The organism is Acinetobacter sp. YH12251, assembly GCF_013417465.1.
Taxonomy (GTDB): domain Bacteria; phylum Pseudomonadota; class Gammaproteobacteria; order Pseudomonadales; family Moraxellaceae; genus Acinetobacter; species Acinetobacter amyesii.
Genome location: NZ_VPDZ01000003.1, coordinates 150206 through 172137 on the forward strand (window position 1 = coordinate 150206; position 21932 = coordinate 172137).

Genomic DNA, 21932 nt, shown 5'->3' on the forward strand with positions numbered 1-21932 from the left:
CGCAGTATGTAATTCCTAAGCTCTTTCACACATGGCAAAATGTGCTAGCACATTTGCATAATTCACCATTCTAAAGCGCTGTCTGACAACTTTGCAGTGTATTTATCTGCAAAATCTATTCACGTGTCATTTGAGGTAAATTCCAAAAAAAACCCGCCGAAGCGGGTTTTTTGAATAAATCCAGTGTAAGCACTGGCGTGTCATGACTTAAACATCTAAGTAGTCAAGAATACCCTCTGCAGCTTGGCGACCTTCCCAGATTGCGGTTACCACAAGATCAGATCCACGTACCATATCACCGCCGGCAAAAATTTTCGGATTCGATGTTTGGAACTTAAATTCTTGCTGTTCAGCAGCAATGACGCGGCCTGAACCATCCATACTGATGTTTGATGTTGTAAACCAATCTGCGGGGCTTGTACGGAAACCAAAGGCTAGCAATACTGCATCTGCTGGTAAAATTTCTTCTGAACCTGGAACTGGCTCAGGGCTACGACGACCGCGACTATCAGGCGCACCAAGCTGTGTAGTCACAACTTTAACACCCGTTACTTTGCCATTTTCACCCACAATTTCAATCGGCTGACGATTAAATTGGAAATCTACACCTTCTTCACGCGCATTTTTCACTTCACGACGCGAACCCGGCATGTTTTCTTCGTCACGACGGTAGGCACAAACAACCGATTCGGCACCTTGACGGATCGAGGTACGGTTACAGTCCATCGCGGTATCACCACCACCGAGAACAATCACTTTTTTGCCTTCCATGCTGATGTATTCAGATGGATCTTTTTCCCAACCTTGCGTACGGTTGACATTGGCAATCAAGAAATCCAGTGCATCCTGCACACCAACAATGTCTTCACCCGCAAAACCGCCCTTCATGTAGGTATAGGTTCCCATACCCATGAATACAGCGTCGTAATCAGCCAATAGCTGATCTATCGTCACATCTGTACCAATTTCGGTATTTAGACGGAATTCAACGCCCATGCCAGAGAAAATCTCACGGCGACGTTTCATTACGTCTTTTTCCATTTTGAATTCTGGAATACCAAAAGTCAGCAAACCACCAATTTCAGGACGTTTGTCGAATACAACTGGCTTCACACCATTACGTACAAGAATATCTGCACAGCCAAGGCCAGCAGGACCTGCACCAATAATCGCAACTTTCTTGTCTGTCCACTTAACGTGTGACATATCTGGACGCCAGCCCAATGCAAAAGCCGTATCGTTAATGTATTTTTCAGCATTACCAATGGTGACTGCACCAAAGCCGTCATTTAGCGTACACGCGCCTTCACATAAACGGTCTTGCGGGCACACACGACCACAAACTTCAGGCAAGGTGTTGGTTTGATGACACAATTCTGCCGCTTGGAAAATGCGACCTTCTGCAATCAGTTTTAGCCAGTTTGGAATGTAGTTATGTACTGGACATTTCCATTCACAATACGGGTTACCGCAACCTAAGCAGCGGTGTGTTTGGTTTTTTGCAACTTCAGCTGTAAACGGTTTATAGATTTCCACAAATTCTGCTTTGCGGACAACTAGATCTTTTTTCTCTGGATCTTGGCGTGCTACATCCAGGAACTGAAAGTCATTATTTAGGCGCTCTGCCATGTCTCTCTCCGTGGGTAGGTGTAAGCATGTTTGCACTTACACCTGCCTATCAAATCTGCAGTAGTGGAATTATTGTGGATCAGCTTGAGTTGTTTTCAACAAAGTCTGCAAATTAGCAGCTTTTGGTTTCACAAGCCAGAATTTGCGGCTATAGAAGTCAAACTCGTTGCGGATCTTATACGCCCAAGCACTACCTGTTTCTTTAATATGTTCATCTAAGATACGGCACAAGAACTCTTTGTGTTCTTCCATCGACTCTGTAGAGATACGGTTCAATTCAATTAATTCGTGGTTGTAATGGTCAACAAAGTCATTGTCGAGGTCGAGCACATAAGCGAAACCGCCTGTCATACCCGCGCCAAAGTTATGACCCACTTTACCCAATACAGTCACGATACCACCTGTCATGTATTCACAGCAGTGGTCGCCTGCACCTTCAATCACAGCAAACGCACCCGAGTTACGTACTGCAAAACGCTCGCCTGCTGTACCTGCAGCAAACAATTTACCGCCTGTTGCACCATATAAACAGGTGTTACCAATGATTGCAGTATTTTGCGTTTGGAACGGTGAACCTTTAGGCGGGAAGATTGAGATACGACCACCAGCCATACCTTTACCCACGTAATCATTCGCATCGCCTTCTAGGCTGATGTGTAAACCGCCTGCGTTCCAAACACCCAATGACTGACCTGCAGTCCCTGTTAATTTAACTTTAACAGGATGCGCTTCCATACTGAGGTTGCCATAACGTTTTGCAATCTCACCCGAAATACGCGCGCCTATTGAGCGATCACAGTTACCAATTGTGAAGCTATATTCACCGCCTGTGCCTGCTTCAATCGCTGGCAGCATTTCAGCTACCATTTTCTCAGCCAATAAGCCTTTATCGAATGGTGCATTGCCTTGTACTTCACAGTACTGAGCTTTACCTTCAGCCGCAGGATGCGATTGGAGTAATGCACTCAAATCAAGGTGTGCATGTTTTTCAGTTTCACCTGGAAGCATTTCCAGTAAATCTGTACGGCCAATCAAATCTTTCAGACTTGAAACGCCTAGCGCTGCTAACCATTCACGTGTTTCTTCCGCAATAAAGTGGAAGAAATTGATCAGCATTTCAGGCTCACCGATATAGTGTTCCTGACGTAAATGATCTTGCTGAGTTGCAACACCAGTCGCACAGTTGTTTAAGTGGCAAATACGTAGGTATTTACAACCCAATGCGATCATTGGCGTAGAACCAAAACCGAAACTTTCAGCACCTAAAATCGCTGCTTTCACAACGTCTAGACCTGTTTTCAAACCACCATCAGTTTGTACACGTACTTTACCACGTAGGTCATTTACGCGAAGTGCTTGATGCGCCTCAGATAGACCAAGCTCCCATGGAGAACCTGCATGGTGAATTGAAGAAAGTGGAGAAGCCGCTGTACCGCCGTCATAACCAGAAATGGTAATGAAGTCTGCGTATGCTTTTGCTACACCTGCCGCAATCGTACCGACACCCGGCTCAGAAACCAGCTTAACGGACACCATCGCCTGTGGGTTAACCTGTTTTAAATCGAAAATTAACTGTGATAAATCTTCGATTGAGTAGATGTCGTGATGCGGCGGCGGAGAAATTAATGTCACACCCGGTACTGAGTAACGTAAACGTGCAATTAAGCCATTCACTTTACCGCCCGGCAACTGACCACCTTCACCTGGTTTTGCACCTTGTGCCACTTTAATTTGAAGGACTTCTGCAGAAGTTAGATATGCAGGGGTCACACCAAAACGGCCAGATGCAATTTGTTTGATTTTCGAGTTACGAATAGTGCCGTAACGCGCTGGGTCTTCGCCGCCCTCACCTGAGTTCGAGCGACCACCAATGGTGTTCATCGCGATTGCAATAGCTTCGTGCGCTTCAGGCGATAATGCGCCTAAAGACATCCCAGCCGAGTCAAAACGTGGCAGAATTTCTTCCACGGATTCAACTAGATCGAGTGCAATCGATTGATCTGTTTTCAGCTTGAATAAGTCACGAATCGTCGCGATTGGACGGTTATTCACTAGTTCCGCGTATTCTTTAAAGTCCGCATAATTACCAGAACGCACAGATTTATGCAGCGCATTGATCACGTCTGGGTTAAATGCGTGATATTCCTTACCGAATACAAATTTCAGCATACCGCCTTGATCGATTGGCTTACGTGATTTCCACGCCAAATCTGCCAATTTTTTCAAGTCATTTTCTAGATCAGAGAATGTTGCGCCTTTAATACGGCTCGGTACACCCGTAAAGCATTTTGCAACCACTTCATCAGAGAGTCCTACCGCTTCAAACAACTGACCGCCACGGTAAGAGGCAACAGTAGAAATACCCATCTTAGAAAGGACTTTCAGCAAACCTTTCTCAATGCCTTTACGGAAGTTCGCTTGTGCATGGATTGGGTCACCCAGCAACTCGCCTTTCGCGATCAAGTCATTAATCACGTCATAAGCAAGGTACGGATAGATCGCAGTCGCACCGAAACCAAGAATCACCGCAAACTGGTGTGCATCACGTGCCAAACCAGTTTCGACAATGATGTTGGCATCTGTACGTAGACCCACATTGATTAAATAGTGGTGAACTGCACCAGTTGCCATCAATGCATTTGCAGGTAAGAAACCTTGACTGATTTTCTTATCAGACAATACAAGTAAAGTTTTTCCATCGCGAATCGCTTGTGCAGATTCTTCACAAATACGCGCGATAGCAGCTTCTAAGCCTTCATCTTCTGCATAGTTCAGGTCAATATCTGCAATCTCGTAACCTTTACGACCAAGGGTACGAATTTGATGCATTTTCGAATTTGACAGTACTGGGCTTGAAATGATCAGACGATCTGCATGCTCTGGACCTTGTTCAAATACATTTTGTTCACGGCCGAGACATGTCTCTAACGACATTACGATCGATTCACGTAATGGATCGATTGGCGGATTCGTAACCTGAGCGAACTGCTGACGGAAGTAGTCAGACACATGGCGCACCTGACGAGACAATACTGCCATTGGCGTATCATCACCCATTGAGCCCACGGCTTCCTGACCGCTTTCAGCGATTGGACGAAGCAATTGGTCACGTTCTTCAAATGTCACCATGAACATTTTTTGTGAAGCTTTCAGGTCATCGCCTTTTAAGCCTTGATCACATAAATATTCTTCTAGCTCTGGACTACCTTGCACACGTACTGAGTTTTCACGTAACCACTGACGGTACGGACGCATACGTTTGAGGTGATTACTCACATCTTGAGTATCGAGCATTTTGCCAGTAAAGGTATCAATCACCAAGATTTGACCCGGACCGACACGGCCTTTAGACACAACGTCTTCTGGTTCATAACCCCAAACACCAATTTCTGATGCCAATGTGATGTAACCATTTTTGGTAATTACCCAACGTGCTGGACGTAAACCATTACGGTCAAGCATACAAATCGCATGACGACCATCTTGAATTACCAGACCTGCTGGACCATCCCATGCTTCCATATGCTTCGAGTTGAATTCGTAGAATGCACGTAAGTCCGCATCTAAAGTTTCAACGTTTTGCCAAGCAGGTGGAACCAACATGCGTAGCGCACGGAACAAGTCCATACCGCCACCGACAAGGATTTCCAGCATATTATCTAAGCTTGAAGAATCCGAACCTGTACGGTTTACGATTGGATTCAGCTCAGTTAAACCCGGCAATAATGGGTTTTCAAATTTTGGTGTACGTGCCATCGCCCAGTTACGGTTGGCGGTAATGGTATTGATCTCACCATTATGTGCTAAGTAACGGAACGGCTGAGCCAATGGCCAACGAGGCAAGGTATTGGTTGAGAAGCGCTGATGGAATACAACAATGTGTGACTTTAAACGCTCATCAGCAAGATCGGTATAGAAATCAGCAATGGCTGCTGGCATCATCAAACCTTTATAGCTGATCACAGTTGAGCATAAAGTGGTTACATAGAAGTATGGGTCAGCAGTCAGCTGTTGTTCTGCACGACGACGTGCCATCACCAACTTACGGTTGAATTCAACCTCTGAAACACCCATTGGGCAATTCACGATAATTTGTTCAAATGCAGGCAATGACTGCATCGCGATTGAACCCAACACATCGTTATTGGTTGGCACAACACGCCAAGCGATGACTTTACAACCTTCGTCTTCGATTTCTTTGGTTAAAATTTGTTTTGCATGTGCGGCTAATGCAGGGTCTAGGTTTAGAAATACCGTACCCACAGCAAAGATTTCACTCAATGTAATGTCACTGAGTTTTTTCGCTTCTTCACGGAAAAATTCTTTGGGCATAGCAAGGAGTAGACCGCAGCCGTCACCGGTTTTACCATCTGCGGCAATACCACCACGGTGGGTCATACAACTTAAACTATGCATTGCGGTTTTGACGAGATCATGGCTTGCATCACCCTGCATATGGGCGATTAAACCGAAACCACAGTTATCTTTAAACTCATCCGGTTGGTATAAACCTTGAGCGGGAGCTACAGTATTAGGCGATGGCATGTGCATAGCGTACCCTTCTTTTCTTTACAGCTCTTTCGAGCACTTAACAAACTAATTTCTTGTTGCGATTCGTCTTAACTTACTCACATGAATTGTTCTGTCGAGCAAAATTATTTCTTATTCACACCCTTAAGATAAACCGAATTCACCTTTGATGCATGAATAAAAAGTCAAATTTTCTGCTTTTGCAGTTCAGATCAGGGATAACGACTGGATTAATGACTTCGCACTTTTATCGAATCATTTTCGCGCCAAAACAGGGAGAAAAGTTCAATTTACGCACCAATTAAGCAATTTATATGCCAACTTGATGCATTTTCTCCTAAGATGGCTGATTACAAGCATTTTTTAGTTATAACAAATAATTCAAATTGTTCTTTTTTAATTTTATGCACTTTTTCTGTGCAGTTTAGACTTTTCCTAAGAGGTCTTGCGCTATTTTAGAACTAATTAAAAGGATCGGTTACTTCTTGTTCTACCGGTGCAGGTTTTGGACGTGGTGCATCTACACTACTTTGTGATTTTTGCACATCAATCACATTTCCTTCAGCATCACGACGTGTCACCGTAGTACTTGTCGTTGCATTAGTTGGTGTTGTTACCGTCGCTGCAGCCGCTGCTTTTCGTGCGGCGATTTGAGCTTCATCAATTTTCGGTAAAGGCACAGATTTTAATTTAACAGCATATAACTTTTGACTCGACGACATTTCTTCCGTGCCTAAATCATTCACATATGCTTGATATTGTTTAAATTCCACAACTTCAGGTTTGATTGAAGCAGGCAAAGCGATGTTGAGGCTCGACATTGCAGCTTTGGCATCATTTTGCGACGAATATGGTCCAGTTAAAATGACGTATTGCTCAGGATGGTCTTCACCTGAAAGACGTAGATAAATAAATTTATGACGCTCAGGCTGCTTGCGTAAGAAACTTTTTAAAATATCTTCCTCAGAAACCCGAAATAATTCAACACCATAAAGTTTGGCAGAATCATTGATAAATTTAGTGCCGCGAAATTCTGGCTCATGTTGAGCTGTAGCAACCACACGGGTCGTCATATCAAGTGGACGTACTTCTTCATTTAATGCACCAAGATGGGACATTGCTGCCACTTTCTCTGGCTGAATTTGCAAATCCACTTCGGTTTCCGCTTGCTTTTCAACTTCAACCAATTCTTTGGTATCTGTAATCGCCCAGAAAACCAATGCAGCGAACAGACACACAGCTCCACCCACCAACCATGCGTAGTGATGAACTTTTTGCCATTGAGACTGCCGCGCTGCCATGATGTACCTACTCTGCCTGATTTGCCAAAATTGCCTGTTTCATTAACTCAACATCAAACTCTTTGGTGATGATGGCCTGACCTAATGATTTCAGTAAAATAAGTCGTAATTGCCCATTCAATACTTTTTTATCATGAGACATATACGCCAAAAAATCCTCTAGCGGAATTTTAGGGCAAACTATCGGTAATTGTGCACGTAAAATGATTTTTTTTGTACGTTCTAAATCTTCAGCAGTGATCCAACCCATACGCTGGGACAAATCTGCAGCCATTACCATCCCTGTTGCAACGGCTTCACCATGTAACCATTCACCATATCCCAAGTACGATTCAATCGCATGACCAAAGGTATGACCCAGGTTTAATAACGCACGTTCGCCTTGTTCTTTTTCGTCATTGGCCACAATACGCGCTTTATGAGCACATGAACGATAAACCGCTTCAGCCAACAAGGTTGCATCACCTGCAACTAAAGCATCCATATGCTGTTCAAGCCAAGCTAAGAATTCAACATCACCTAACAATGCATATTTGATCACTTCGGCCAAACCTGCAGAAAGTTCACGCGCCGGCAAAGTTTTTAATTGCGCCATATCCGCAAGGACCACTTGGGGTTGCTGGAAAGCGCCAATCATGTTTTTACCCAGTGGATGGTTTATCCCAGTTTTTCCACCGACACTTGAATCCACTTGAGAAAGCAAAGTCGTCGGCACTTGAATAAAATACACACCACGTTGATAGCATGCAGAAGCAAAACCGGTCATATCCCCAATGACACCCCCACCTAATGCCAAAACCGTACAATCGCGGTTAAAGCCTGCTTCGAGCAAGGCATCAAAAATTAAATTCAAATGCTCTAAATTTTTATACTTTTCACCATCAGGCAAAATACATGTTGCAACGGTTTTCCCTAATGCCCCAATTGCTTCTACATAATGTTTTAAATAGAGCGGGGCAACTGTGGTATTAGAGACAATCATTACTTGTTTACCCTGAATATAAGGCTCAAGTAAAGTTTGTGGATTAAGGTCACTCCCAATAAAAATAGGGTAGCGACGATCACCGAGTTCAACATGTAAGGTTTGCATGAATTTAACCTTTTCTAACGAGATATATTTTGTGAAACAATTAAATTAAAAATTTTTTGCGCAAGATCTCTCGCGGCACCTTGATTGGTTTCAATAATATAGTGCGCGACTTCACGATAAAGCGGATCACGGGCAGCCAATAAATCTCGTAGCTTTTGCTCTGGATTTTCCACTTGTAGAAGTGGGCGATTTTTGTCGCGGTAGGTTCTTTGTAACTGAATTTCCACCGGAGTATATAGATAAACAACAATACCACGTTGTTTTAAAAATTCACGATTTGGGGGCTGAGTCACAGCACCACCGCCAGTCGCTAAGACCAGTTGTTTCTTTGCAGTTAACTCATCAATGACATTCGTTTCACGACTTCTAAAGCCTTTTTCCCCTTCCTTTTCAAAAATCCAAGGAATGGTCGCACCTGTTTTACGTTCAATTTCATGATCACTGTCTAGAAATTCACGTCCTAACAATTCTGCTAAATGTCGCCCTACGGTTGTTTTTCCTGCCCCCATTGGCCCTACCAAATAGATATTTGGTAGGGTTTCAAACTCTTTGCTTGGCAAGGAGTCACCTATTTCTTTTGTTAAATTGAAAATATATTAATGATTTCTGGTAACACTGTCATTAACAATTCGCGGAGTAACAAAAATCAGGAGCTCTGTCTGTGCGCTAGTTTTCACATTATTTTTAAATAAGTTTCCGAAAACCGGCAAATCCCCCAAAAAAGGTACTTTGGTATATTGATTTTGTTGAATGTCATCAAAAATACCACCTAGGACCACTGTTTCACCATCACCGACTAAAACATTAGTCTCAAGTTTATTGGTATTAATTAAATAACCAGCCGCGGTTAATCGACCAACAGTATCCTTGTTAACTTTTAAATCCATCTGTACCCTCCCATCTGGCGTAATACTTGGGGTCACTTCCAGTTTCAAGTTTGCATCAACAAAACTAGTTGTCGTACCACCTTCAGCACTCCAACTTTGATACGGAATTTGATCGCCTCTTAAGATTGTTGCTTTTTGCTTATCACCCGTTAAAACTTTTGGTGCTGCTAAAACTTCACCGTGACCATCCGATTGTAAAGCTGTAAGTTGTAGATCAAGCATAAAGTCTGAAATTTTAAGCAACCCAAAACTAAAATTTCCTGCTGATGCCGTCCCTAAATCTACCGCTAAATCTAACTTTGGAGAATAATCTCCACCCCAAACATTTGATCCATTAGCACCACCACTTAAACTCGGATTATTACGCTGTATACCCCAGTTAACACCGAGTTCTCTCGAAAATTCTGTTTGAGCGGTCACAATTCTTGTTTCAACCATGACTTGTTTGACAGCAACATCTAATAGATCAATCATCTTACGAACTTTATCAATATTCTCAGATGTATCATTAACAATAAGTGTATTGGTCCGGTTATCAGAAACTACACTACCTCTTGGGCTCAGCATACTTTCTAATGCAAGTGATGTACCTCCTGCTGTGCCATTCGACTCGGCTCCTTTTCCATCTCGGGAATCTTCTAATAATTTTAAAATATCTGAAGATTTCGCATAGCTCAGCTGAATATATTCAGTTTGAATCGGCGCTAATTTTATTCGCTGTGCAAGTGCTTTTGCTTCATCATCTTCCGCTTTAATCAACTCAGATACAGGTGCGATCCAAATCACATTACCATTACGACGTTTATCTAAATTCTTGGTTTTCAACACGATATCTAGCGCTTGATCCCAAGGCACATCTTTTAAGCGAAGTGTAATATTTCCTTGAACCGTATCAGCAGCAACCATATTTATTTCAGTGAAATCAGCCAAAAGTTGCAGCACACGACGTACTTCAATATCTTGGAAGTCTAATGAAATCTTCTTACCGGTATAATGATTGGCAGCTTTAGGACGTAATGGATTCTTATCTTCCGGACGTTTCAAACTTACCGTTAATTTATTATCAGTTTGGTACGCCATATATTCATAGCTGCCCGTCGACTGAATGGTAATCACACCATTACCGCCATCATTATGTGCATCCACCGTTGCAACAGGTGTTGCAAAATCATTGACATTTAAACGGCGAGTCAAATGTGCAGGTACTTTATTGCCTAAAGTACGGATCACCACTTTACTGCCTTGCTGTTGAACATCAACAGGGGTATTTCCACCCAGCAAATCAACAACAACTTGACCTTCACCATTAGAACCACGGTGGAAACCAATATTTGAAATACCTTGTTGCTGACGTTGTGCTACAGGCTGTACATAACTAGTAGCTTGAGCAGAGTTAATTTTTAGAATGAAGGTATTACCTTCAACACGCGTGGTAAATGCACCCGCATTGGCTAAATTCACAGTTAAGCGCGCACGTTGTGCATCCGAACTCACATCCACAGTGCTTGCTTCAGCCGTTGCAACAGGAATTGAACTTTGTTTTAAATTTTGCTGTGCTTTATCAAAATCTAAGACCAGTCGTGATGGTTGATCGAGTTGATAAGCTTGTGGTTGCGGCGGTAAGCCATTAAACATCACGCGAATTTCAGTCCCTTGACCTGGAATTTGCATTGGTACCACATTGGTTACACTCACCTGAGCATTGGCAACTTGCATCATCGCCATTGCAACAGCCCCCATCGAAAACTGACGAAACACATGATTCATTGTATTGCCATCCCCAAAAATAAAATCTTGTACACTATTCTTCATTTTTATTCCTTTAAGCTTAAGGTGCTGGTCCAATTAATATGAGACTTCTAGGACGCTCTACATATCCTTCTCGCCCATCCGGAATAATCTCAATCAAATCAATTTGAGTCGGGGTAATATTTACCACTCGACCATGATTGAGCCCCATATAACTTCCACGTTGAATACGCTCAACTTCACCATCAGGTGTCTGAATCAAGGCTAATATTTGCCCAGATTGGTTACGCATACTACCCTTCATATTCAGGGTTTCAAGTGCATAACTCTCCAAAGGTTGAGGCTGACGGCTCAAGTTTGGATAAACACGCTTACCTGCCATGATTTTAAGTTCTGCTGCCAAGGAACTTGGCAAGAACGGACTTTTTAAAGAATGCGCCGCATAATTAAAAGTTTCGACAGGTACAAAATCTGGCGCAGGTTCAATCGCTAGTGGAGCTTGATTGCGTATATTTGCCATCTCTTGATTGACCACATCAATACGTGATTCACAACCAGCCAATACAAATCCAACCATCACAGAAAGTGCCAATTTATTCATTTTCATTTTGGAGCCTCCTGTGTGCTTGCTGAATCTGCAGCTTTCGCAGCACTTTCAGTATTCCCTTCATAACGATATGTTTTCGCAGAAATGACATAGTCAATTTTTGGAATATCTGAGTTCTTTTCTTTATTTTCAGTTGCTGTAATCGTTAAATTATGCAAAGTCACAATCCGTGAAAGCCCGGCAATGCCACTAACAAATGAACCAAAGGCGTGGTAATCACCCGTTGCTTCAATACGAATTGGCTGTTCCGTAAAGAACTCTTGCTTCACTTCAGGCTCAAGACGAATAATTTTAAATTTCAATCCAGAATTCACGCCTGTTAAGTTGATATCTTCAACCAAACCTGGAATTTCAGTTTCTTTCGGCAATTGTTCTAATTGTTGATTAAAACGTGCTTCCATATCCTGCAACTGCAATTGATATTGTTGCAAATTACGTAGTTTTGAATCTTTTTCACGAAACTCATTTAACAAATTTTGTTCTTGCGCATTGGCACTTGAAATAGCTTCAATCTTGCCTTTAATCGCCAAGAAATAGCCCAAAATTGCCACAAGGATAATGATAAAAATCCAGCAGGTAATTTTGACTGAAATTGGCCAACTACCATAGTTATTAGGGTCTAAGGTATTGAACTGCTGTACAAACTTATCAAAAGTCATTTTCTTTTTCGGAATGACAACAGCATCTTGATTCAATTGTTCAAATTCATCACGACTCATTTTGCAGCCTCCGGAGTTGGTGTTGCTGCAGTTTGTGCGTCAGATGTTTGCGCCGATGAAGCTGACTGTCCTGCATTTGCTGCTGGATCATTAATGGTCGGCTGCGCAATTTGCTCCAAATCAGCAGTCACAGTAAATGCACCATAAGATTCTTCTACGCGAGGAACCACTGACGTCGGCGCTTTGTCTTTTTTCTCTTCAGCCACAAGGAATGAGCTCATGAAGGCATTACGATACCAAGGCGATGCTTCCAAATTACGCAGTAAATCTGCAACAGTATTTGGACTTTCCGCACGCCCTTCGATCATAAATTTGTCGCCATTACGCTCAAATTTTGTGATGTACATATTGGCAGGTGTCACACGAACCAATTCATCTACAAGATGTACCGCGATTGGACGTTGACCTTGTAAGCCTTGAATCAGCTTCATGCGTTCAATAATGGCATTACGCTGTTCTTGCAAACCATCTAAAGACTTTAATTGAACATCTAAATTTTGGTTATGACTGATAATCAATTGGTTCGCTTGTTCTTGATCTTTTAATTTGTGATCAAAGTACAACCATGTTAAACCAACCCCAATTACCCCAATTAAGAAAGCCCCAATACAAAGTGCAATAAATTCTTTTTTTCGTTTCTCTCTTAGCTCATCACGCCAAGGGAGCAAGTTAATTTTTGCCATTAATCAAAACTCCTCAATGCTAGACCGCATGCCACCATGAGTGACGAGGCATCATTTTCAATTTTTTTAATATCAATTTGAGGTGAAAAACCCATTTGTAAGAATGGATTGGCAATCGTGACGCGGTAACCCAATTTTTGTTGAAGTAATTTTGCAAGCCCCGGAATATTGGCATTCCCCCCTGCCAATAAAATATGGTCAATTTCGTTGAACTGTGAAGATGAGAAAAAGAACTGTAAAGAACGTGCTGCTTGTTGAACGACAGCTTCTAAGAAGGGTTCTAAGACTTCAACATCATAATCATCTGGCAAGGCACGTGTTTTTTTCGCACGACCAGCTTCTTCGAAAGACAATGCATAGCGATTTTGAATTTCCTGTGTCAATTGTTTGCCACCAAACACTTGCTCACGGGTATAAATCACTTTGTTATTCTGCATGACAGATAAGGTCGTCATACTATGACCAATATCTAAAATACCCACGGTATTTACACCCATTGGCAAAGTATCTGAGAAAACTTTAAATGCATTTTCAATTGCAAAGCTTTCTACATCACCAATTTTTGGTGTCAGACCAGCAAGCTGAATGACTTCCGCACGCGCTTCAACATTTTCAATACGCGTAGCGACAAGCAAAACATTGACACGATTTGGGTTGGACAGACGATCTGGCAAGACCTCAAAATCAAGGCTCGCTTCATCAAGTGGGAACGGAATATATTGCTCAGCATCATCACGAATCTGAATTTCACGTTCATCATCGTTCATATCTGCGTCCATTTCGATGATTTTTGTAATCACCATCGACGTTGGAACCGCCAAAGCTGCATTAGTGGTCTGCGTATTGGCCAAATTAATTGCGCGCTCTAAACAGTCACCGACAGCTTCCGGATTCAATATGTTCTTTTCAACAACACTTCCTTCTGGTAATGGTACCAAAGCATAGCTTTCTACCCAATACCGCCCACTCTTTACAGAAAGTTCCAAAACCTTAACAGAAGTCGAACTAATATCTACTCCTATTAACCCCTTATTTGGCTTACGATATAACCTGAGCACAATATAATTCCTATTATTTTTTTATCCCCAAAAAAATTAACCCACTAATTAGCATTGGTCTATAATTTTATACAGATACAATAACTCATCTAACAATCCGTATATCGAAAGGATATACTGACCACCAATTAGTTTGCCATTAGCTCTTATTAAAACTTACTTGTTATGAAAAAGCTATCTTGTTCAGGCCTTGTTCATCCATTTTTTTTGGCCATTATTATTGTTTTGGTCGCAATTCCAATGGGTTTCTATGGCATGTATCTCTATATTGCCCCGTCTTTGCCTGAAATGTCCATCTTAAAAAAGGCTCCATTATTAAAACCATTGCAAGTTTATAGTGCTGATAATGAGCTGATTGCAGAATATGGTGGCAAACTTTCGGTTCCTGTAGAGTACGACCAAATCCCGTCTCATTTCATTCATGGCTTTTTAGCTGCGGAAGATTCTTCGTTTTTTGAACACAGCGGCATTAGTTTCAAAGGATTGGGGCGTGCCGTCAGTGAAAGTATTACAGGCTCAGATGTGCAAACGGGTGGTTCAACCATTACCATGCAGGTTGCAAAAAACTATTATCTGACTCCAGAGCGTACTTTAAAACGTAAACTAACCGAAGTTTTCCTTGCTCGAAAAATTGAACAAAATCTAAGTAAGGAAGAAATTTTAACGCTGTATGTTAACAAAATCTTTTTGGGCAAAAATGCATACGGGATCGCAGCAGCTGCAAAAATTTATTATAACAAGAGCTTGCAAGATTTGAGCTTGGCTCAAATGGCAATGATTTCAGGCCTACCCAAAGCACCATCAAAATATAATCCTGTAGCCAATCCAAAACGTGCTTTAGAGCGTCGTAATTGGATTTTAGGACGTATGTTACAATTGGGTTATATCAATCAATCGGAATATCAAGAAGCAATTGCTGAACCAATTAATCTCGATATGCCTGACCGCGGAGTTAGCAACAAATTCCCCTATGTCGGGGAAATGGTTCGCTCTGAGCTCGTAGAAAAGTTTGGCGAACAAGCGACAGATTCTGGCTATAAAGTCTATACCACCATCAACAGCCAACGCCAAGCCTATGCTGAGCAAGCTGTGCAAGATGGTCTTGAAGCTTACGATAGACGACATGGTTGGCGTGGTGCAGAAGCACATGATGAGCCATTAAAAAACTTTATTCCATATGCTAACACTTATCCTGCCCAAGTCACTAAAGTCAACAACACCAGTATCGAAGTGTTGATGCAAGATGGCAGTAGTGTGACTGTTCCATGGTCAGGTCTGTCTTGGGCACGTCCCTATCGCAATGCCAATAGTGTAGGCAATGCGCCAAGCAAAGCCTCACAAATTGTTAAAGTAAAAGATATTATTCGCCTACGTCCGAATGCTGATAAAAGCTCATGGGCTTTAGTGCAAATTCCAAAAGCGCAAGGTCAATTGATCGCACTCAACCCCAATAATGGTGGCATTGAAGCCATTGTCGGTGGTTATAATTTTTATCAATCTAAATTTAACCGTGCCTTACAAGGCTGGCGTCAGCCAGGTTCAACCATTAAACCCTTTGTTTATGCTTTAGCACTTGAACGTGGCATGACTCCGTATTCCATGGTCAATGACAATCCAATTACGATTGGCAAGTGGACGCCTAAAAACTCTGACGGTCGCTATTTAGGGATGATACCTCTACGCCGTGCCCTCTATTTATCACGTAACACAGTTTCAGTACGCTTATTACAAGTCGTCGGGATTGAACGTACTCGCCAATTATTTATGGATTTTGGCTTACAAGAAAACCAAATTCCACGTAACTACACCATTGCTTTAGGTACCCCACAGGTGTTGCCGATTCAAATGGCGACAGGTTATGCGACTTTTGCCAACGGTGGATATCGTATTCAACCCCATTTTATTAGCCGTATTGAAGATGCTTATGGCAAAGTCATTTATCAAGCCAATCCTGAATATGCATGTATTCAATGTATCAATCAAAAGGACGAAGTTGAATCTGCAGATCCGACCACGCCGGATGATGAAGTGATTGAAGTCACCAATCAGGATAACAAGCCCGCTGAATCAAAAATTTCCGATACTGAAGCAGCAAACTATAAACAAGCTCAGCGGATTTTGAAGTCAAGTTCAGCCTTTGATATGGCGAACATCTTGCGTGACGTGATCCAACACGGTACAGGTCGTGCGGCTTTAAAAATTGGTCGCGGTGATTTAGGCGGTAAAACCGGTACAACCAATGATGCAAAAGACGCGTGGTTTGCTGGATTTAATGGAAAATTGGTCACTGTGGCTTGGGTCGGTTTTGACCAACCCTCTACTTTAGGTCGCCGTGAATATGGTGGTGTTGCAGCATTGCCTATTTGGTCAGATTTTATGGCGAAATCACTTAAAGGCACACCTGAAGCTTGGGTGCGTTTAGACACCCATGCCAAGAATCCAATCAACCGTAATTCGGCTAAAGCGACTCAAGGTCAACCTGAACAAGATCGTGCAGCAACGCCACCAATGGCTCAACCGCTGTATCGTCCTGCTCCTGTTGCACCGAAGCCTCAGGCTTCGCAAAATGATTTTGACGACCTTCCTGGGTCTACTGAAACCAATCTTACACCTACTCGAACTGCGCCACCGCCAATGCAGCCTAAACCACAAGGTACAGAGCATAAAACTGACGCACTTGATCATCTCATCGATCAAGTTCAGTAAATAAGCTGCATAAAAAAAGCCCTCAAACGAGGGCTTTTTTTATCACTTCCAATGCATTATTTCTTTTTAAAGAGATAAATTTGATACTGCGCTTGCAACTCAAATTGTTCATTTTTTTCTAAAGCTTCTCGACGCTCAGCTTTCACTTTATAGGCATAAGGTGTCATTGCAATTAAGTTTTTGAGATCCTGCTGAGAAAGTGACATGTTCGCTTGAACCACTTGTTCACTTTCCAATTCAAAATCATTCGCCAGTTGTTCCACAAATTTATGCGGTTCATGCGGTTTTACTTCTTCAAACAGGGCTTCACGCATTGCATAAAGATGCTCTGGTGCAGGTGTAACCACCATCAAGTGCCCCTCAGGCTTTAAAACACGAAGGATTTCTTCTTTAGGAATAGGACTAAATAAACTCGTACACAAGTCAATCGAATGATCCAATACAGGCAAGGTTGCCCCTGTCCCTACCACCCAAGTCACCTCTTTATTCAGCTTAGCGGCCACTTGTACTGCATTTTTAGCAATATCGACACCCATACATTGTAGTACTTCAGCTTGCATCGCATCGGTGTAATAGCCTTCACCACAGCCAATATCCAACAAGTTTTCAACCCGTAATTTTTGAATCAAAGCCACCACTGCCTGTTGCAAAGGTGCATAGTGACCTGCACTCAAAAACGCACGACGCGCCTGTACAGATTCAGGCGTATCGCCCGGGTTTTTACTGTGTTTATGTTGAACCACATGTAAATTGACATAGCCTTGTTTTGCAACATCATAGCTATGATTATTTTCACAGCGCCATGTCCGCTCTGTGAGTTTCAATGCTTCACGGCATACAGGACACATCAACAGGTTCATCATTTACTCCACTATATTTTGAAATAAAAAAACCGGCATCTGTGGGAGCAAATGCCGGTTTCGTTTATTTATTTGCTTAACGTAATTTTAAAGTCATTAGACCCAAAACTACCAGCATAATTGTGATAATCCAGAAACGGATTACCACTTGCGTTTCACGCCATCCCTTTTTCTCATAGTGATGGTGCAGCGGTGCCATTAAGAATACACGCTTGTTCCGCATACGCAGCGAGCCAATTTGCAAGAAGACAGAAATAGCTTCAACCACAAAGACACCGCCCATAATGGCAAAAACGATTTCTTGACGAACCATGACTGCGATCGTACCGAGCATCGCACCTAGAGATAAGGCACCGACATCACCCATAAAGACTTGGGCAGGATGCGCGTTAAACCATAAGAATGCTAAGCCAGCACCGATCATTGCCGCACAGATCACGACAAGTTCAGATGCGTATTTCACATAAGGGATATGTAAATAATCGGCAAAACGAACATCACCAGCCAGATAAGCAAATACACCTAAACCTGCGGCAACCAGAACGATTGGCATAATCGCCAGACCGTCCAAACCATCCGTTAAGTTCACAGCATTAGATGCGCCGTTAATCACCAAATAAGTAAAGACAATAAAGCCAATACCGAGTGGAATAATAGACAACGGAATGCTAATTTCTTTAAAGAATGGAATCAGCAGATCCAACATATTTGAGGTATGTACTGGGTTTGCTTGCTGTGTCGCAATCACATAGAGCGCAATACCGGCGCCTAACGATGCTACAGAAGTCCAAAAGAATTTCTTCTTCGCAGGTAGACCGGCATTATCTTTATAACGGATTTTAATCCAGTCATCGGCCCAGCCAACAGCACCAAAGATCACCATCACGCCAAGTACAATCCATACATAAGGGTTTGAAAGATCGGCCCAAAGTAAGGTTGAAATCCCAATAGATAGTAAAATCAACACACCGCCCATAGTCGGTGTGCCCATTTTTTTGGCATGATTTTCAGGTGCAAATGAACTGACTGCCTGACCATATTTGAGAGCTTGCAATTTGCGGATCATCACAGGTCCAAGCAACAGACCAATGGCCAATGCCGTTAAGACACTGAGTAGTGAACGAAGCGTTAAATAACGAACAACCTGAAACGAGCTGTGATAACCCGCAAGCTGCTCAAATAACCATAACAGCATTAAAGTTTCTCCATCAATTCAGCCATCAAAGTTTCCATGTGGGTATAACGAGAACCTTTAAACAGGAAACTCATGGACTGAGGCTGATGTGTTTTGACTAGACTAATTAATAACGGTAAAGCCTGTTCTTGAGTAAGAAAGGCCTGTAATTTTTTACCATATTGTGTACTGCGCGCGCCTTCTTGCACAGCAGGTGAAAACTCACCGACAGCAACAACAAATTGAAGACCAGAGTGTGACACAAGGTCACGTCCCAACATGTAGTGCTGCTGTGCAGCAGATGAACCTAACTCACCAATATCCCCAATGACCATGACTTTGATGCCATCTTGCTGCGCAAGCACATCAGCAGCAGCGCGCATTGAGGTTGGATTTGCATTGTAAGTATCATCAATAAACAAATAATCTTTGTGTTGAATAAAGTTTAGACGACCTTTGGCTCCTGTCGCATGTTCAAGACCCACAACGATATCATCTAAACTCACGCCAATCGACAACGCGAAAGCTGCGGCAGCAGTGGCATTTTGCACATTATGTTCACCAGCAAATGGCAGTTGAACAGGACGTGAACCTTGTGGCGTATTTAAGATAAAACGTGAAGATTGAGCTTGAAGTTCAGTTTCAGTCGCAAAGACATCCCCGCCCTGACCAAAACTCATTACTTGCTCAGTTTGCACGGCTTGACGAATGGCATCTGTAAAATCATCTGCCGCAGGGACAATCGAAGTTCCTGTTTTCGCTATATGTGCATAAATTTCAGACTTGGCACGACAAATACCATCACGCCCACCAAACTCCCCCATATGAGCGGTGCCAATATTTAAAATACCGGCAACCTGAGGCTGTACCAAATTTGAGGTGTAATCAATTTCACCCTTATGACTGGCACCAAGCTCCATCACGGCATACTGATGTTCTGGACGCAACTCAAGTAACATCATCGGTACGCCAAGGTCATTATTTAAATTACCGCGCGTAATTAACGTTGGTGCAAGACGAGAAAGGATACTCCCGAGCATCTCTTTGGTTGTGGTTTTACCACTACTTCCTGTCAAGGCAATCACTTTTAAGGCTGGGTTTTGGGCACGACGAAATGCACCTAAATGTCCAAGTGCTAAACGTGTATCTGCAACCACCAACTGACAAATATCCACATCGACCGGATGACTGACAATGGCAATTTCACAACCCTTTTCAGCCACTTGAGCAAGGAAATCATGCGCATCAAAGCGTTCACCTTTCAGGGCAAGAAAAGCATCTCCTTGCTCTGCATGACGTGAATCGGTCAAAATTCGTTTCACAGGACCTGTCGGCGCTTGATTATTATGCCAGTGCCCTTGTGTCGCTTGAACCAACTGTTCGGCAGTCCAAGGTTCTAACGGAACCGTACTGGTCGTTGAAGTATGCATATCTGTTTCCTATTGCGCTGGATAAGCCGAGTCAGTGTTGTGATGCTGTGAATCAATCGCTGATTTCACTTCCACCACATCATCAAACCAATGTCGAACACCATCAATTTCTTGATAGTTTTCATGGCCTTTACCAGCAATCACCACAATATCACCCGCTTGCGCATGGTTGACTGCGAATTTAATCGCTTCACGGCGGTCATGGATTTCATGGACAGTTTTTCCAGTGAAATCAATACCAGCCTTCATATCTGCAAAAATTTGTTCTGGGTTTTCAGTACGTGGATTATCTGAGGTAATCAACGCAACATCTGCATGGTTTAATGCCGCTTGAGTCATCAATGGACGTTTACCACGGTCACGATCACCACCACAGCCAAACACTGCCCATAACTGTTGCGATACATGACGTTTTAAGGTCTGTAACACTTGAATCAAGGCATCTGGTGTATGTGCATAATCCACTACAAACAAGCGTTCATCATCACGGATCACTTGCATACGGCCCGGTGCACCTTTTAATTCGGGCGCAGTTGCGATCAAGGCAGATAAATCAAAACCTGCTTGCTCCGCTGAAATTAAGCTGGCCACAATATTTTCAATATTGAAGTGCCCCAATAATGGACTTTGCACCACAAATTCAGCTTGAGCAGTACGCAATTTAAATTGTGCGCCCGTTAAGCTGTATTGAATATCGGTCACTTGATAATCCGCAGCCTGACGCGTTGAATAAGTCAAAATTTTAGGCTGAGCCGGATTTTGACGTGCAGCATTCATCATCACTTCGGCATGTTCATCATCGAGATTGATGACTGCAACTTTGAGCGATGGAAACTGAAATAAACGTGATTTCGCTTCAGCATAGGCTTGAAGGGTTTTATGATAATCCAAATGGTCACGACTTAAATTGCTATAAGCGGCAATTTCAATTGCACAGCCATTTAATCGACCTTGTTCTAATCCATGCGAACTTGCCTCAATGGCAGCAAACTCTGCTTCTTCAAGTGCATAGGTATGCAACGCATTTTGCATATGCAACGCATCTAAAGTGGTGTGAGAAGAGGCTTCTAAATTCGGTAAAATTCCGTTTCCGGTAGTTCCCATCACTGCACATTTTTTGCCTTGCAGCATGATTAATTCAGCGATTAAGCGTGAGATCGTGGTTTTACCATTGGTACCCGTCACTGCCAAAATTCGTGCAGCTTGAACCGGTTGAGTCGCCTGTAAATATTGCTTTTGCCACTGCCCCATCAATTGACGCACATCAGCGATCACGACACTTTGATCCAAGCCCAAATCAGTTTCGGAAATAACTGCCAACGCACCATTTTCTAACGCTGTACGTGCAAATTGTGCTGTTTTTTCAGGTTGCGAAAACGAAGTCAGGGCAATAAATATTTGCCCTGCTGTAACTTTGCGACTATCCAGATTGAAGCCCTGAAAGGATTGCGACATCCATTCAGCGGGCTGTTCAACGGTGTATAGATCTTGAAACGTAATTTTCATTCA

15 protein-coding genes are annotated in these 21932 nt (G+C 42.7%); 1 reads left to right on the plus strand and 14 read right to left on the minus strand.

Annotated features, from left to right (window positions below; translation table 11 throughout):
• Positions 1-207: 207 nt before the first annotated feature.
• The 10 genes from FTV27_RS03985 to FTV27_RS04030 all read right to left on the minus strand — a co-directional run bounded on the left by FTV27_RS03985 (position 208) and on the right by FTV27_RS04030 (position 14253).
• On the minus strand, positions 208-1629 hold the full coding sequence (locus FTV27_RS03985) for an FAD-dependent oxidoreductase (protein ID WP_180077110.1): 1422 nt from the start codon (positions 1627-1629) through the stop codon (positions 208-210).
• A 69-nt stretch (positions 1630-1698) separates the two neighbouring features.
• Positions 1699-6174 carry a glutamate synthase large subunit gene (gltB, locus tag FTV27_RS03990; protein ID WP_180077225.1) on the minus strand — a complete coding sequence of 1492 codons (4476 nt, stop codon included), beginning with the start codon at positions 6172-6174 and terminating at the stop codon, positions 1699-1701.
• A gap of 446 nt (positions 6175-6620) precedes the next feature.
• On the minus strand, positions 6621-7460 hold the full coding sequence (locus tag FTV27_RS03995; protein WP_168378178.1) for a hypothetical protein: 840 nt from the start codon (positions 7458-7460) through the stop codon (positions 6621-6623).
• 7 nt (positions 7461-7467) lie between these two features.
• Positions 7468-8550 (minus strand): 3-dehydroquinate synthase, encoded by a 1083-nt coding sequence (gene aroB / locus FTV27_RS04000; RefSeq protein ID WP_180077111.1) that lies wholly within the window; start codon positions 8548-8550, stop codon positions 7468-7470.
• A 14-nt stretch (positions 8551-8564) separates the two neighbouring features.
• A complete protein-coding gene (aroK, locus tag FTV27_RS04005; RefSeq protein ID WP_078189378.1) occupies positions 8565-9110 on the minus strand; it encodes a shikimate kinase AroK in 546 nt (181 codons plus the stop codon).
• Between the two features lie 36 nt (positions 9111-9146).
• Complete coding sequence (gene pilQ, locus FTV27_RS04010) at positions 9147-11249, minus strand: type IV pilus secretin PilQ (RefSeq protein ID WP_180077112.1); 2103 nt, start codon at positions 11247-11249, stop codon at positions 9147-9149.
• A 16-nt stretch (positions 11250-11265) separates the two neighbouring features.
• Complete coding sequence (locus tag FTV27_RS04015) at positions 11266-11793, minus strand: pilus assembly protein PilP (protein WP_078192530.1); 528 nt, start codon at positions 11791-11793, stop codon at positions 11266-11268.
• Positions 11790-12512: a type 4a pilus biogenesis protein PilO gene (locus FTV27_RS04020; protein WP_168378181.1), complete on the minus strand. Its 723-nt coding sequence runs from the start codon at positions 12510-12512 to the stop codon at positions 11790-11792. Before FTV27_RS04020 ends, FTV27_RS04015 begins: the two co-directional genes overlap by 4 nt.
• Entirely contained in the window at positions 12509-13195 is a 687-nt protein-coding gene (locus FTV27_RS04025) for a PilN domain-containing protein (protein WP_078189382.1), read from the minus strand. Before FTV27_RS04025 ends, FTV27_RS04020 begins: the two co-directional genes overlap by 4 nt.
• Complete coding sequence (locus FTV27_RS04030) at positions 13195-14253, minus strand: pilus assembly protein PilM (RefSeq protein ID WP_078189383.1); 1059 nt, start codon at positions 14251-14253, stop codon at positions 13195-13197. The genes FTV27_RS04025 and FTV27_RS04030 overlap by 1 nt, the downstream gene beginning before the upstream one ends.
• Positions 14254-14418: 165 nt before the next feature.
• On the opposite strand from FTV27_RS04030, the gene ponA reads away from it, so the two are divergent.
• Positions 14419-16959 carry a penicillin-binding protein PBP1a gene (ponA, locus tag FTV27_RS04035; protein WP_180077113.1) on the plus strand — a complete coding sequence of 847 codons (2541 nt, stop codon included), beginning with the start codon at positions 14419-14421 and terminating at the stop codon, positions 16957-16959.
• 56 nt (positions 16960-17015) lie between these two features.
• Here the strand turns inward: ponA and FTV27_RS04040 are convergent, their stop codons facing one another.
• The 4 genes from FTV27_RS04040 to FTV27_RS04055 all read right to left on the minus strand — a co-directional run bounded on the left by FTV27_RS04040 (position 17016) and on the right by FTV27_RS04055 (position 21929).
• Positions 17016-17819, minus strand: a complete 804-nt coding sequence (locus FTV27_RS04040) for a putative RNA methyltransferase (protein WP_180077115.1) — start codon at positions 17817-17819, stop codon at positions 17016-17018.
• Positions 17820-17895: 76 nt separating this feature from the next.
• The gene (gene mraY, locus FTV27_RS04045; RefSeq protein ID WP_078189386.1) at positions 17896-19014 is read right to left on the minus strand and encodes a phospho-N-acetylmuramoyl-pentapeptide-transferase; all 1119 of its coding nucleotides are present in this window, start codon (positions 19012-19014) and stop codon (positions 17896-17898) included.
• Positions 19014-20423 (minus strand): UDP-N-acetylmuramoyl-tripeptide--D-alanyl-D-alanine ligase, encoded by a 1410-nt coding sequence (murF, locus tag FTV27_RS04050; RefSeq protein WP_180077117.1) that lies wholly within the window; start codon positions 20421-20423, stop codon positions 19014-19016. Before murF ends, mraY begins: the two co-directional genes overlap by 1 nt.
• A 9-nt stretch (positions 20424-20432) precedes the next feature.
• Positions 20433-21929 (minus strand): UDP-N-acetylmuramoyl-L-alanyl-D-glutamate--2,6-diaminopimelate ligase, encoded by a 1497-nt coding sequence (locus FTV27_RS04055; RefSeq protein ID WP_180077119.1) that lies wholly within the window; start codon positions 21927-21929, stop codon positions 20433-20435.
• Between the last annotated feature and the right edge of the window lie 3 nt (positions 21930-21932).

Coding starts and splice junctions, on each gene's coding strand:
- FTV27_RS03985 (WP_180077110.1), bottom strand. CDS start 1,629: ATGGCAGAGCGCCTAAATAATGACTTTCAGTTCCTGGATGTAGCACGC.
- gltB (WP_180077225.1), bottom strand. CDS start 6,174: ATGCCATCGCCTAATACTGTAGCTCCCGCTCAAGGTTTATACCAACCG.
- FTV27_RS03995 (WP_168378178.1), bottom strand. CDS start 7,460: ATGGCAGCGCGGCAGTCTCAATGGCAAAAAGTTCATCACTACGCATGG.
- aroB (WP_180077111.1), bottom strand. CDS start 8,550: ATGCAAACCTTACATGTTGAACTCGGTGATCGTCGCTACCCTATTTTT.
- pilQ (WP_180077112.1), bottom strand. CDS start 11,249: ATGAAGAATAGTGTACAAGATTTTATTTTTGGGGATGGCAATACAATG.
- FTV27_RS04015 (WP_078192530.1), bottom strand. CDS start 11,793: ATGAAAATGAATAAATTGGCACTTTCTGTGATGGTTGGATTTGTATTG.
- FTV27_RS04020 (WP_168378181.1), bottom strand. CDS start 12,512: ATGAGTCGTGATGAATTTGAACAATTGAATCAAGATGCTGTTGTCATT.
- FTV27_RS04025 (WP_078189382.1), bottom strand. CDS start 13,195: ATGGCAAAAATTAACTTGCTCCCTTGGCGTGATGAGCTAAGAGAGAAA.
- ponA (WP_180077113.1), top strand. CDS start 14,419: ATGAAAAAGCTATCTTGTTCAGGCCTTGTTCATCCATTTTTTTTGGCC.
- FTV27_RS04040 (WP_180077115.1), bottom strand. CDS start 17,819: ATGAACCTGTTGATGTGTCCTGTATGCCGTGAAGCATTGAAACTCACA.
- mraY (WP_078189386.1), bottom strand. CDS start 19,014: ATGCTGTTATGGTTATTTGAGCAGCTTGCGGGTTATCACAGCTCGTTT.
- murF (WP_180077117.1), bottom strand. CDS start 20,423: ATGCATACTTCAACGACCAGTACGGTTCCGTTAGAACCTTGGACTGCC.
- FTV27_RS04055 (WP_180077119.1), bottom strand. CDS start 21,929: ATGAAAATTACGTTTCAAGATCTATACACCGTTGAACAGCCCGCTGAA.